This is a genomic window from Pseudaminobacter salicylatoxidans (genome assembly GCF_003148475.1).
Classification (GTDB): domain Bacteria; phylum Pseudomonadota; class Alphaproteobacteria; order Rhizobiales; family Rhizobiaceae; genus Pseudaminobacter; species Pseudaminobacter salicylatoxidans.
The window spans coordinates 74,474-87,025 of the sequence record NZ_QGGG01000012.1; the positions used below are offsets into that span (position 1 = coordinate 74,474).

General features: G+C 62.8%; 12 protein-coding genes. 6 read left to right on the forward strand and 6 right to left on the reverse strand.

Features of this window, described 5'->3' with window-relative positions; all coding sequences use genetic code 11:
- Positions 1-19 precede the first annotated feature (19 nt).
- The 3 genes from C7441_RS16565 to C7441_RS16575 all read left to right on the forward strand — a co-directional run bounded on the left by C7441_RS16565 (position 20) and on the right by C7441_RS16575 (position 2,441).
- Complete coding sequence (locus C7441_RS16565; protein ID WP_109613824.1) at positions 20-892, forward strand: EAL domain-containing protein; 873 nt, start codon at positions 20-22, stop codon at positions 890-892.
- Positions 889-1,698, forward strand: a complete 810-nt coding sequence (locus tag C7441_RS16570; protein WP_109613825.1) for an EAL domain-containing protein — start codon at positions 889-891, stop codon at positions 1,696-1,698. Before C7441_RS16565 ends, C7441_RS16570 begins: the two co-directional genes overlap by 4 nt.
- 131 nt (positions 1,699-1,829) lie before the next feature.
- Positions 1,830-2,441, forward strand: coding sequence for a glutathione S-transferase family protein (locus C7441_RS16575; RefSeq protein WP_210205668.1), 612 nt, complete (start codon positions 1,830-1,832; stop codon positions 2,439-2,441).
- Between the two features lie 233 nt (positions 2,442-2,674).
- On the opposite strand, the gene C7441_RS16580 is transcribed toward C7441_RS16575, so the two are convergent.
- Positions 2,675-2,887 carry a cold-shock protein gene (locus C7441_RS16580; RefSeq protein WP_019171375.1) on the reverse strand — a complete coding sequence of 71 codons (213 nt, stop codon included), beginning with the start codon at positions 2,885-2,887 and terminating at the stop codon, positions 2,675-2,677.
- 385 nt (positions 2,888-3,272) lie between these two features.
- Between C7441_RS16580 and C7441_RS16585 the strand changes: the two genes are divergently transcribed.
- A complete protein-coding gene (locus C7441_RS16585) occupies positions 3,273-3,596 on the forward strand; it encodes a hypothetical protein (protein ID WP_244916177.1) in 324 nt (107 codons plus the stop codon).
- A gap of 19 nt (positions 3,597-3,615) precedes the next feature.
- Here the strand turns inward: C7441_RS16585 and C7441_RS16590 are convergent, their stop codons facing one another.
- A complete protein-coding gene (locus C7441_RS16590) occupies positions 3,616-4,197 on the reverse strand; it encodes a methylated-DNA--[protein]-cysteine S-methyltransferase (RefSeq protein ID WP_109613827.1) in 582 nt (193 codons plus the stop codon).
- 216 nt (positions 4,198-4,413) lie between these two features.
- On the opposite strand from C7441_RS16590, the gene C7441_RS16595 reads away from it, so the two are divergent.
- Positions 4,414-5,253 carry a lytic transglycosylase domain-containing protein gene (locus C7441_RS16595; protein WP_244916178.1) on the forward strand — a complete coding sequence of 280 codons (840 nt, stop codon included), beginning with the start codon at positions 4,414-4,416 and terminating at the stop codon, positions 5,251-5,253.
- 91 nt (positions 5,254-5,344) lie between these two features.
- On the opposite strand, the gene C7441_RS16600 is transcribed toward C7441_RS16595, so the two are convergent.
- The 4 genes from C7441_RS16600 to gcvA form a co-directional block, all read right to left on the reverse strand.
- Positions 5,345-5,668: a DMT family transporter gene (locus C7441_RS16600; protein ID WP_109613828.1), complete on the reverse strand. Its 324-nt coding sequence runs from the start codon at positions 5,666-5,668 to the stop codon at positions 5,345-5,347.
- A gap of 97 nt (positions 5,669-5,765) precedes the next feature.
- Positions 5,766-6,512, reverse strand: coding sequence for a F0F1 ATP synthase subunit A (locus C7441_RS16605; protein WP_109613829.1), 747 nt, complete (start codon positions 6,510-6,512; stop codon positions 5,766-5,768).
- A 169-nt stretch (positions 6,513-6,681) separates the two neighbouring features.
- Positions 6,682-10,167: a carbamoyl-phosphate synthase large subunit gene (carB, locus tag C7441_RS16610; protein WP_109613830.1), complete on the reverse strand. Its 3,486-nt coding sequence runs from the start codon at positions 10,165-10,167 to the stop codon at positions 6,682-6,684.
- Positions 10,168-10,497: 330 nt separating this feature from the next.
- Entirely contained in the window at positions 10,498-11,409 is a 912-nt protein-coding gene (gene gcvA / locus C7441_RS16615) for a transcriptional regulator GcvA (RefSeq protein ID WP_109613831.1), read from the reverse strand.
- 210 nt (positions 11,410-11,619) lie between these two features.
- Here gcvA and C7441_RS16620 point away from each other — a divergent pair, with 210 nt between their 5' ends.
- The gene (locus tag C7441_RS16620; RefSeq protein ID WP_170125168.1) at positions 11,620-12,495 is read left to right on the forward strand and encodes a DMT family transporter; all 876 of its coding nucleotides are present in this window, start codon (positions 11,620-11,622) and stop codon (positions 12,493-12,495) included.
- Positions 12,496-12,552: the final 57 nt, after the last annotated feature.

Consider the following 12,552-nt stretch of genomic DNA (forward strand, 5'->3'; position numbering starts at 1 on the left):
CCCGGAGCAAACAATTATCGTGTCGCGAAACGTCGGAACCGGCCGCATCATCCGACAGGACAACGGTATCGCAACCGGCTCCTGGGGCGCGTTCTTGCTGGAAACGGCATTCCAGCCGATTTTCGCCTTTCAGCCGGGGGAAAAACCCAGGCTGGTCGCCTATGAGGGGCTGGTGCGACCGTCGCTCGGGGGCGAGCGTATTTCGCCGATGATCTTCTTCAGCGCCATTGCGGCGGGAGAGCGGCTTGACGTCGAAACGATGACGCGGACGCTGCATCTGCTCAATGGTGCGGCATGGCTGCCGCAGGATACTTCCATTTTCGTGAACTTCGATCCCTCGCTGTTCACCGAGCGCGCGGTGGCCGACAGTGCGCTGCGCGACATGCGCCTTGTGATGGAGGAGGCGGGGATCGCTCCCGGCCGCGTCGTTTGCGAACTGACCGAGCAGAAGGCCCCCTCGGCGGCTGCGCTTCGCGCCTTTGTCGAGGCGCTGCGCGCCAACGGATTGAGGGTGGCCATCGACGACTACGGCGCGGAGAACTCCGACATCCGGCGCGTCAAGGCGTTGCAGCCGGATATCGTGAAGTTCGACGCACAATGGATCGGCCGGCTGATGGTAACCGGGGCGGGCTTTGCGCTGCTGACCGCCATGGTTGAAAAATTTGCCGAACAGGGCATCACCACCGTGTTCGAGGGGATCGAGGAAAGCTGGCAACTGGAACTTGCCGAGAAGTCCGGCGCTTCCATGGTGCAGGGCTATGTGCTGGCGCGGCCGGAAATCGTGTCGCCGGGTTTTGGCGGACGCGTAAAGGAAGCGGCGGGCGCGGCGTCCGCGCGCCAGGCTCCTTCCGGCTCGACCGTGGCGCGTACTACCCGGAAAAAATCGTCATGATGCAGGATCATTATCTGCCGGCGGTAATCGATCAGGCGATCCGCGTCGACGAGTTGGACATCGCAACGGGCATAGTCGGCGGATTTAGGATGGCCTGCGCCTATCAGCCCATCTTTTCGCGCTACAGCAATTTTTTGCGACCGTCCGGTCTTGCCGGCATTGCGGGGCCGGTTCCCGCCGATGCGTTCGCTGCGGCGACGGTGCAGGATGCCGATTTCGCTGCCATTCTGGGCATGGCGCTGCTGATCCGTAATTACGGTCATACCGGAATTGCCGGGCTCGACCTGCATGTGAGTTGCAGCCTCGATCGGATCGCCAATCTTCTGCCGCTTCTCGACAGCCCCAGCACGGCGGGGTGGGAGGACGTCGCATTGGGACCGGAAAAACTGGTTTGCGAAATCGCTGGCGATGCGGAGCCTTCCTGTGAGATCCTCGACGCGCTGGAAGAATTGAGCTGGAAAGGCGTGCGCATGGCGTGCGTCTTTGGCGGCGCGCAGCCTCTGACCACGACTGTCGATGCCGATGTCATTCGCCTGGAACGGGCCTGGTTCCGCAAGATCTGCGCCGAGCCGACCGCGCGCCTGCTGGGATCGATGATCTCGGTCTGGCATAGCCGTGGCCTCAAGGTGCTGGTGGACGGGATCGGCACCGCCGCGCAGCTTCGCATTGCGCTCGACGCCAATGCCGACCATTTTCAGGGTGATTTCCTTGCCTCGGCTGCGCCCGCAGGCGCCATTTTCGATGACAGGCCGGTTCCGATCTCGGCAATTCTGGACGACGGCAAGGCAATCTCACTGCGTGGATAGATCCTGACCCGGATTTGCCGCACGACGTGCGCAATCTGTCAGCGGCGTTGAAGAAAGCTGCAAAACTTATCATTGGATGCCTGGTCCGATCCGCGCGATAACGCGACGGGATCGCACGACAAGGAGGCGCCATGATCAGGATCTACGGGATGACCGAGAGCGGCAATTGCTACAAGCCGCGCCTCTTGCTGGCCAAGCTGGACCTGCCGTTCGAGCATGTCGAGGTGAGTTCACGCAGCGGCGCAACCCGATCCGCCAACTATCTTGCCAGAAATCCCAACGGCATGGTGCCGCTGCTGGAAATCGAGGACGGCCGCATGCTGGCCGAGTCCAACGCCATGTTGCTCTATCTGGCTGAGGGAACGCGGTTCCTGCCGGCCGACCCCTACCGGCGCGGACTGGCCTATCAATGGCTGTTCTTCGAGCAATACAGCCATGAGCCGTATATTGCGGTGCGCAAGGCGTTGCTGACCTTCCCCGAACGGGCAAAGGACGCGACACCAGAGCGCCTGGCAGTGACGCTGGAGCGCGGCAACAAGGCGCTCGGCGTGATGGAAAAGCATCTGGCGGGCAATGCGTTCTTCGCTGGCGATGCAATGAGTGTCGCCGACATTGCGCTCTACGCTTACACCCATGCTGCCGGGGAGGGCGGCTTCGATCTCGCCGCATATCCGGCCGTCAGCACCTGGCTGAAGCGGGTGCGCGCCGATCCGGGCCATGTGTCGATAGACTGGCTGCCATGAAGAAGCCGGTTTGCTGGCTTTCTCGCCCGGCGCTTTGATCTGAAATAAAAAAGGCGGGGAATTACCCCGCCTTCGTTGTCCAAACGGACTGATCTGGAATTCATTGCCCAGGTCTGGCGGCTATCTGCCGCGTCAGGCTCCTGGTCTTGACCTCCGGCGCGCTTGACGCGCGGCCGCCAGTACATCCGTGACTTGCCGCGCGCTTTGAGCTTTCGGCCCAGCGCGCTTTGCGATCAGCCGACCTTGGACAGAGATCCAGCAGCGGACTTGCCGGTGCGGCGGTCCTGCTCGATCTCGAAATTGATTTTCTGGCCTTCGACCAGATTGGAAAGACCAGCGCGCTCCACAGCGGAGATGTGGACGAAAACGTCCGCGCCGCCAGTGTCGGGCTGGATGAAGCCGAAGCCCTTGGTCGAATTGAACCACTTTACGGTGCCGATAGGCATGTTTGTATTCCTTGCGTTTGCACGTTGGTTGACCGGATGCCAGATGGCCGAACTCCAGTCGTTAGTATCGAGATTTTGGAGATAGACGTCAGCAAACGCGACAGAATCGCGAGACTACCAGATCGATCGGCCGAAATATCAACAATCCCGATATAGGGGTTGCCTGTCACAAGCACAAGGGGCATCGGCAACAATCTTGGCGGAGGGGCGCAAGGCTATCCACCGGCATCCCCGACCGTAAAACGCTTGAAAACGCAGATCATTCCGGCCCAAGGCTCTATCCACCGTTTTCGGAAGCACTCTGCGTTTTCGCCATTCTTCCGGCCATTTCCGGCCATAGCGCGGAGACGCCGGCGGGGATGCACCGGCGCTTATGGAGGTGTTGGTGAAACGCGTATTGCTTGCCTTTTTCCTGTCGCTGCTTGCTGCCAAGGCGCAGGCGATTTCCCGTTACGATACTAAGGATATGAGTTGCGGGCAGGTGCAGTCGGCAATCGAGCGCGAGGGCGCGGTGATCCTGCGCTACCGCTCGCCGCGGGACCCCTCCGCCTTGCGTTTCGACCGCTACGTGCGCGACCGGCAATTCTGCCGGCACAATGAGCGTGCCGAAACCACCCTCGTGCCTGCCGCCGACCGCAAGGCCTGCCCGGTGCGAGAGTGCCGCCCGGCGGAGCCGGGGCGCCGCCTGCGTCTGCCGAGCCGTCCCTGATCCAGGCGGGTTGCGGCCCTCAGAAGGCGAACGAACCCTGCGCGGACGGAGGTGGGCCGACCTGAACGCCTTCCAGATTCAGCAGCCTTTCCTTCGTGACCGAGCCGCCGGGAGCCGAAAAGCCGCCGATCTTGCCGCCCGCGGCGAGGATGCGGTGGCAGGGCACCACAATGGGCACCGGATTTTGTCCCAGCGCCTGGCCAGTTTCGCGCGCCAGCCCGGCATGGCCGGCCCGCGCTGCCAGTTCGCCATAGGTGACGGTTTCGCCGAAGCCGAGCCCTCGCGCGGCATCATAAATGGCGAGGCGAAAATCGTCCGCATCGCCCAGATCGACCGCAATGTCGGTAAAATCGACGGTTTCACCCGCTGCATAGCGCCTGATCGCCGCGACTGCTTCGGCGATGGCCGCCGGCAGTTGCTCCGCGCTCTGTTCCGCAGGGTGCGCGGCCTGCGCGCGCGGCAGCGTGGCCACAAGCCGCCTTTCGGTCGCGGCGCGGTCGCGCTCGGGCAGTTGCACCCGCGACAGGCCGCGCTCGCTCCAGGCAATGCCGATCCAGCCGAGAGGCGTTTCGAAGAGATGATAGGGAAAGGCGGAAGACATGGGCCTCGTTCCTGATGCTTCCAGATTTGTATCATGCAAGTGATCAAGTACAAATGGGGAACAAATACTTTTCCGCAACACTCTGACACATCTGTTGATCAGCCCCGTTGTCGTGGGCCGCGGCGGCAGGTTGCCCGCACCAGACGGCTCATGTAAGAGATTTTTCTCTGGGACGAGCCTTTTTAACGATTTGCAGTGAGAGCGGGTTTGCCGAATTTGCGGATTTTTCTGGCTATCGGCGTTGCGATCTCCGCAGCGAGCCTGTCAGCCTGCACCTCCACCGGCAATGGCGCGTCGCCTGAATTAGCTCTCAACGCCACCCCCGCGGACGAGCAAAGCGCGGACTTCCCGCTTCCCGAAACCGTGGCCGTGCTGCCCACTTCCTACGCGCCTGTCGACGGCGCGCCGGTGCTGTTGGTGGCGCAGGCCGAGGGCATCCAGGGCCAATTGCCTACGCAGGTCGGTTCGGACCTGCCCGGCACGCAGGTCGCCTCGCTGGAGCCAATGCTGCCGGCCAGTGCCTATGCCGGCGCCGCCACGGCCGGGTCGCTCGCCGCACCCCAGCCCGGACCGGCGGAAATCGAGACGCTGATCGTCAAATACGCGTCCATCTACGACGTGCCGGTCGGTCTGGTGCGCCATGTGGTGAACCGCGAAAGCACCTTCAATCCGCTGGCCTACAACAAGGGTCATTGGGGCCTCATGCAGATCAAGCATGCCACCGCGCGCGGCATGGGCTATGACGGCCCGGCGCGCGGGTTGCTGGATGCCGAGACCAATCTGAAATATGCGGTCAAATATCTGCGCGGGGCCTATCTGGTGGCCGATGGCGACCACAAGCGCGCCGACAAGCTCTACCAGCGCGGCTATTATTACGATGCCAAACGCAAGGGCATGCTGGAGATCACCGGCCTCGGTAGGGATCGTCATCGCATGCGCCGCCAGCCGACCGCGACCGATCCGACCGCGACGGCCGTGATCCCGGTTTCCGCGCCGGTCATAACACCGGACACCGCGCCCGTGCCGGCGCTGGCTTCCGTGACGCCCGGCGCCTGAACCGCCGGCGCGTTTTTTACTCCGTTTCAGCATCGGCCAGGGATGAAGTTTTGCGGTGCGGCCTTGCGACCGCCCGCGGCAGTATCTCCGGCTATGTGCCCGTGCTCGACAGTTTCATGAGCACGATGCCGGACACGATCAGGGCTCCGGCTGCAAGGCGCATCAGGGTTGCGGCCTCGCCGAGCACGACGATGCCTACGGCGAAGGCGCCGACCGCCCCGATGCCGGTCCAGATCGTGTAAGCGGTTCCGAGCGGCAGCGACTTCATCGAGATCGACAGAAGCGCGAAGCTTGCGATCATTGTGATGATGGTGATGGCGCTCGGCACCAGCAGGGTGAAGCCATCGGACTTCTTCATGAAGAACGCCCATACGATTTCGAGAAAACCGGCAAGTGCCAGATAAATCCAGGCCATGGCGAGGCCCTCCTTTCAGGGCCGGGCCGTCCCGGTCGTTCGATTGCGGTTGAGAGGTCGTCCTCTCGCCGTTACGTGGAAGCGTTGCTGCGAACAGTCAATGCCCCGGATGCAGGGCATCGTTGAGATACATGCAAGTCAGCATTGTGAAAATGTAAGCCTGGATGACTGACATCAACAATTCCAGGCCTGTCAGGCCGACGGTCATGGCAAGCGGCAGTATCGCGCCGGCGATACCCAGTGCGCCCAGCCCACCAAGCGAAACCACAAAGCCTGCGAACACCTTCAGCGTGATGTGACCGGCCAACATGACCGCGAACAGGCGCACCGAATGACTCACCGGCCGGGATATGTAGGAGACGACCTCGATGGGAACGAGGATGGGGGCGAGTGCCAGCGGAACGCCGGGCGGCATGAACAGGCGCAGAAAGCCGAGCCCGTTGCGCATCAGCCCATAGATCGTGACGGTGAGAAACACCAGCATGGCGAGCGTAAAGGTGATGGCGATGTGGCTGGTGACTGTGAAGGCGTAGGGGAACATCCCGATCAGATTGGCGACCAGCACAAACATGAACAAAGAAAAAACCAGTGGGAAGAAGCGCATTCCTTCCTCGCCGGTATTGTCGCGCAGTGTTTTGGCTATGAGCTCGAACAGTAGTTCGGCACAGGATTGCAGCCGGCCCGGCACGATCGCCCGACGCTTCGTCGCCAACAGCAGGAAGCCAGACGCAAGCGCCACGGTGAGCACCATATAGGCCGACGAATTGGTGAAGCTGAGGTCGAATCCGCCGATCTCGACCGGTACAATCCGGGAAATCTCGAACTGTTCGATTGGTCCGGCCATAGCGCGGCCCTCCTTTGAGTGGCCGGGCCGTCCCGGAATCGTATGCTAGCGTGAGGGTCGTCCCTCGCGGGGTTCCGATTAGCGATCGCCGTGCCCTTCGTCAATGGCAAGGCGATCGCAATATTGACCTTTCCCCCTTGCTCCGATCTCTGGGCAAGGGGGGAAAGGCTCAGAAATACTCCTGCAGCGGCCTGACTTCCAGGCTGCCCGCCTTCAGCGCGGCGATGGCCTCGGCCACGGCCTCCATGCCGGCCAGCGTGGTGTAGTAGGGCACCTTCTGCATCAGGGTCGCGCGGCGGAGAGACTTGGAGTCCGACACGGCCTTCTGGCCGTCGGTCGTGTTGAACACGATCTGCACCTGGCGGTTGCGGATGGCGTCCTCGATATGCGGGCGGCCTTCCAGAACCTTGTTGATCTTTTCCGCCTCGATGCCGTTTTCGGCGAGGAAGCGCTGCGTGCCGCCGGTGGCCAGCACCTTGAAGCCGAGCCCGGCAAGACGCTTCACGGGTGCGAGCACGCCTTCCTTGTCGTCGTCGCGCACCGAGACGAACAGGGTGCCTGAGCGCGGCAGGTCGACACCCGCGCCGAGCTGGGCCTTTGCGAAGGCCAGCGCATAGTCGCGGTCAAGGCCCATGACCTCACCGGTGGAGCGCATTTCAGGCCCGAGCAGGGTATCGACGCCGGGGAAGCGCGCGAAGGGGAACACCGCTTCCTTGACCGCGATGTGGCCGGGCATGCGCGCGTCGGGCTTGTCGCCATAGTTGGCGAAGGCGCTGTCCAGCGTCTCGCCGGCCATGATGCGGGCCGCGACCTTGGCAATCGGCTTGCCCACGGTCTTGGCGACGAAGGGCACGGTGCGGCTGGCGCGCGGGTTCACCTCCAGCACATAGATGGTGCCGTCCTGGATCGCGTATTGCACGTTCATCAGGCCGCCGACCTTGAGCGCCTTGGCAAGCGCTGCCGTCTGGCGCTCCAGTTCCTCTACGATCTCATCGGACAGTGAGTGGACGGGGAGCGAGCAGGCCGAGTCGCCCGAGTGGATGCCGGCCTCCTCGATGTGCTCCATGATGCCGGAAACGAAGACGTTTTCGCCGTCGCACAGGCAATCCACGTCCACCTCGATGGCGCCGGTGAGATAGGTGTCGAACAGCAGCGGGTTCTTGCCCAGAAGCGTGTTGATCTGGCCGGTCTTGTCGTTCGGGTATTTCTGCTTGATGTCCTCGGGCACCAGCTCAGGTACCGTGTCGAGCAGATAGGTCTGCAGCATGCCTTCGTCGTGGATGATCTGCATGGCGCGGCCGCCGAGCACGTAGGAGGGGCGCACCACCAGCGGGAAGCCCAGTTCGCCGGCCACCGTGCGCGCCTGCTCGACCGAGTAGGCGATGCCGTTCTTCGGCTGGGTGAGGTCGAGCTTCTGCAGCAGTTTCTGGAAGCGGTCGCGGTCTTCGGCGAGGTCGATGGCGTCGGGCGAGGTGCCGAGGATGGGGATGCCGTTCTTCTCCAGCGCTTCGGCCAGCTTCAGCGGGGTCTGGCCGCCGAACTGCACGATCACGCCGACCAGCTCGCCGCGGCTCTGCTCCATCTTCAGGATCTCGATCACGTCTTCCGCCGTCAGCGGCTCGAAATAGAGCCGGTCGGAGGTGTCGTAGTCGGTCGAGACCGTCTCCGGGTTGCAGTTGATCATGATCGATTCGTAGCCGGCCTCGGCCAGCGCGAAGCAGGCGTGGCAGCAGCAATAGTCGAACTCGATGCCCTGGCCGATGCGGTTTGGGCCGCCGCCGAGGATCACCACCTTCTTGGCGGAGGAAACCTCAGCCTCGTTGGCGGGGGCGCCGGCGAAGGGCACTTCGTAGGTCGAGTACATATAGGCGGTGGGGGAGGCGAATTCGGCCGCGCAGGTGTCGATGCGCTTGTAGACCGGGTGCACGGCGAGCGAATTGCGCAGATGCGCGACTTCCTTGGCAGTCTTGCCGGTGAGTGAGGCGAGGCGGGCATCGGAGAAGCCCATGGCCTTCAGCATGCGCAGGTTGACCGCGTCATCCGGCAGGCCGTGTTCGCGGATGCGCTGTTCCATGGCGATGATGCCGGCGATCTGTTCCAGGAACCACGGGTCGATCTTGCACATGGCGTGCACGTCTTCCAGCGAGGTGCCCATGCGGATGGCCTGGGCGACCATGCGCAGGCGGTCGGGCGTGGGCGTGCCAAGGGCTGCGCGGATGGCATTCTTGTCGTCGCTGTGGTTGCCTCCTTGGCCAATGCCGGGGATTTCGATCTCGTCGAGGCCGGTGAGGCCGGTTTCGAGGCCGCGCAGCGCCTTCTGCAAGCTTTCCTGGAAGGTGCGGCCGATGGCCATGACCTCGCCCACCGACTTCATGGCGGTGGTGAGCGTCGGCTCGGCGCCCGGGAATTTTTCAAACGCGAAGCGCGGGATCTTCGTTACGACATAATCGATGCTCGGCTCGAAGGAGGCGGGCGTCGCGCCGCCGGTGATGTCGTTGTCCAGCTCGTCCAGCGTGTAGCCGACGGCAAGCTTGGCCGCGATCTTGGCGATGGGAAAGCCGGTCGCCTTGGAAGCGAGCGCCGAGGAGCGCGACACGCGCGGGTTCATCTCGATGACGACGAGGCGGCCATTGTCGGGGTTGACGGCGAATTGGACGTTCGAGCCGCCGGTCTCGACGCCGATCTCGCGCAGCACCGCGATCGAGGCGCTGCGCATGATCTGATATTCCTTGTCGGTCAGCGTCAGCGCCGGGGCCACCGTGATGGAATCGCCGGTGTGGACGCCCATCGGGTCGATGTTCTCGATGGAGCAGATGATGATGCAGTTGTCCGCCTTGTCGCGGACGACCTCCATCTCATACTCCTTCCAGCCCAGCACGCTTTCCTCGATGAGCACTTCCGTGGTCGGCGAGGCGTCGAGGCCCGACTGCACGATCTCGAAGAATTCCTGGCGGTTGAAGGCAATGCCGCCGCCGGTGCCGCCGAGCGTGAAGGAGGGGCGGATGATGGCCGGAAGGCCGACCGCGTCGAGCGCCTGCGCGGCTACGCCCATGGCATGCGAGACGTAGCGCTGCTTGCGGTCGCCTTCGCCGAGATTCCATTGGGTTTCGAGCGCGTCGAGCTCGGTGTCGGAGGCGCCCGACGCCTTGAGGGCGGCGCGCTCGGCCTCGTGCATCTTGCGGTCGGCGTCCTTCACTTCGGTGGCGTTGGCCAACATCGACTTCGGCGTTTCCAGCCCGATCTTGGCCATGGCCTCGCGGAACAGGGCGCGGTCCTCGGCCTTGTCGATGGCATGGGCGTCGGCGCCGATCATCTCGACATTGTAGCGCTCCAGCACGCCCATGCGGCGCAGCGACAGCGCGGTGTTGAGCGCGGTCTGGCCGCCCATGGTCGGCAGCAGCGCATCCGGGCGTTCCCTGGCGATGATCTTGGCGACGACCTCGGGCGTGATCGGCTCGATATAGGTGGCGTCGGCCAGTTCCGGGTCGGTCATGATCGTGGCCGGGTTGGAGTTGACCAGGATGACGCGGTAGCCTTCCTCGCGCAGCGCCTTGCAGGCCTGGGTGCCGGAATAGTCGAATTCGCAGGCCTGTCCGATAACGATGGGACCGGCGCCGATGATCAGGATGGATTTGATATCGGTGCGTTTTGGCATGGGCAGGGGTCCATTCGTCGTTGGCTCTGCGCAAAACCCCGGCGCGGGAATGCCCGGCCGGTGGGGTGCAGAGTCTGTTGTCAGGCTAAGGGCGCCTTATAGGCAAATGCTGCCGCGCTTGTAACCCCGAAAATGCGGGAATCTTTGCGACCTTTGTGCATGGCAGCCATGCGGGCAAGGGAGAGGGCTAAATCGCAGCTCTGCTTCGGCTGTTGGACGCTTGCAGGACGTGTGGCGAGGCTGGTGTGATTTGGGTTGCCGTTGGTGTGGGAAAGCTGCTTGCGACCTCCAAGCAGGCACTTTTATTAGGATCGCATCGCGCCAATGCGGTCATTGTAGAGCACTCTCGATCGTGAACTTCCGTACTTCGTCAGTTATCCAATTTCTGAACGCGCGGACCTTTGGATCGTCCTGATTACCCGTCCGGTAGACGAGATCATATCCCCATTCGACGTCCAGCTTGGCTTGCGGGAATAAGCTCACGAGGCGGCCTGCCACGATGTCTTCGGCGACCAGCACGCTCCGCCCAAGCGCCACGCCTTCCCCTCGAATCGCGGCTTCGATGGACATGCTCCCGAGTGTGTAGCCCGGACCTCGCATCTTCGGATAAGGCAGTCCCATCGTCGAGAACCAGCGTTCCCACGTCGTGGTCATGCCGATTTCATGGATAAGTTGGCATCCGCCCAGGTCGGCCGGAGACAAAAGCCCGCCCATGCGGTCGCGATAGTCTGGCGTACAAACGGGAGAGACGGTCTCGTTCATGATGCGCTCGGCCGCCGCCGCGGGATATTGGCCAGCACCATAGCGCAGGGCGACATCGACATGACCGGCGGCGAAATCAATCGGGGCGTCAGCGACTTCCAGAAGGACATCGAAATCCGGATAGCGCGCCATCAGCCTGTGCAGGCGCGACGTCAGCCACTTGCTCGCGAAGGAGACGCCCGAATTCACGACAAGGCGATTGTCGTCGTTCCGGCGGCGCACGTTTTCCGCCTCGCGCGCGAGTTCGGAAAGCAGACGGGTAACGGCACTGAAGAAGGATAAGCCCGCCTCTGTCAGCTCGATCCTGCGGGTCAGGCGGCTGAAAAGCTGAACCCCCAGGCTGCCTTCCAGCGCCTTGATCTGGCGGCTAACCGCGCCGTGGGTCAGGTGCAGTTCCTTCGCCGCCAGCGTCATACTCAGCCTTCGGCCGGTCGCCTCGAAGGCCCGGAGCGTTTGCAATGGAGGAAGTTGGTCGGACATCGGGTTCTTATGCGTGATGTGTCTTCACGTATCATGTGAGAACAAATGGTTTGTCGGCGGGGTTCAGCGGCCGTTAGACATGACACAGATGCACGCTTTCGCCAATCACATCAATCGAAGCAGACCATGACGCAGAACGCTACCGACGCCGCAGTCGTCTCTCCTGCCGCTCTCGCTGCTCACTCGCCGTCCGCGAAGAGCATCGGCGCGATGCTATTGCTTGCGATCATGTGGGGTCTGTCGATCCCGATCACCAAGCTGGGCCTCGAAACGATCCCGCCGATAACGCTGACCGCCATACGTTTCGTTGTCGCTGTCCCTCTGTTCATGATCCTGGCGGCGGGCCGGCTTCGCGTGCCGTGGCAAGCTATCCCAAGTATCATCGCGCTCGGTGTGATGGGCATTACGCTCGGCAATGTCGCACAATCCTTCGGCGTGCGAGGCACATCGGCATCGGCCGGAACGATCATCTCGGCGACGATCCCGATCTTCATCGTGATTTTCGCGGCAATCCGCCTCAAACAGCCCGTTGCGGGGCGACAGTGGATCGGCCTGCTTGGGGCCTTCGCCGGAATTGCATTGGTGGCGGCAGGAAGCGGATCGGGCGTTGACGACTTGACGAGAACAACAGCCACCGGCGTGGCCTGGATGCTCGTTTCGGCCGTCGCCATCGCCTTCTACTACATCTGGAGCGCTGAACTTACCGAGAAATATGGCACCTTGCCCGTAGCCGCATGGAACGCCTTGGCTGGTCTTGTCGCAATCCTGCCTCTGGCCGGTTGGGAAATGGCGCATGAGCCCGTGCAGGTCACGATGCAGGCGATGTGGGCAATCGTCTATCTCGGCGTCATGGTGACGGTCGCGGGCCTGCTGCTGTGGCTATATCTGCTGCGAACCGTTCCGGCGCGGGTCGCGGCGAGCGTCCAGTATCTTCAGCCAGTCTTCGGGATTGCCGCCGCGTCGGCAATCTTTGGCGACCAACTCGGCCCAATGTTTGCGGCAGGCGTCATCCTGATTTTGGGCGGACTCGCTTTGGCGGTTGCCAACAAGCGACCAACTCCCGAGGAAGCAGTACCTCACGAATAAGCCGGACGACTGCTTACCTGTGTTCCATGCCAAAAACCGCCGACCTGCTTCCCACCA

Bases quoted from the DNA above. Each gene is read 5' to 3' on its own strand.
- C7441_RS16600 (WP_109613828.1), bottom strand. From the start codon at position 5,668: ATGGCCTGGATTTATCTGGCACTTGCCGGTTTTCTCGAAATCGTATGG.
- C7441_RS16620 (WP_170125168.1), top strand. From the start codon at position 11,620: ATGCTATTGCTTGCGATCATGTGGGGTCTGTCGATCCCGATCACCAAG.
- gcvA (WP_109613831.1), bottom strand. From the start codon at position 11,409: ATGTCCGACCAACTTCCTCCATTGCAAACGCTCCGGGCCTTCGAGGCG.
- C7441_RS16580 (WP_019171375.1), bottom strand. From the start codon at position 2,887: ATGCCTATCGGCACCGTAAAGTGGTTCAATTCGACCAAGGGCTTCGGC.
- C7441_RS16605 (WP_109613829.1), bottom strand. From the start codon at position 6,512: ATGGCCGGACCAATCGAACAGTTCGAGATTTCCCGGATTGTACCGGTC.
- C7441_RS16590 (WP_109613827.1), bottom strand. From the start codon at position 4,197: ATGTCTTCCGCCTTTCCCTATCATCTCTTCGAAACGCCTCTCGGCTGG.
- C7441_RS16575 (WP_210205668.1), top strand. From the start codon at position 1,830: ATGATCAGGATCTACGGGATGACCGAGAGCGGCAATTGCTACAAGCCG.
- carB (WP_109613830.1), bottom strand. From the start codon at position 10,167: ATGCCAAAACGCACCGATATCAAATCCATCCTGATCATCGGCGCCGGT.
- C7441_RS16570 (WP_109613825.1), top strand. From the start codon at position 889: ATGATGCAGGATCATTATCTGCCGGCGGTAATCGATCAGGCGATCCGC.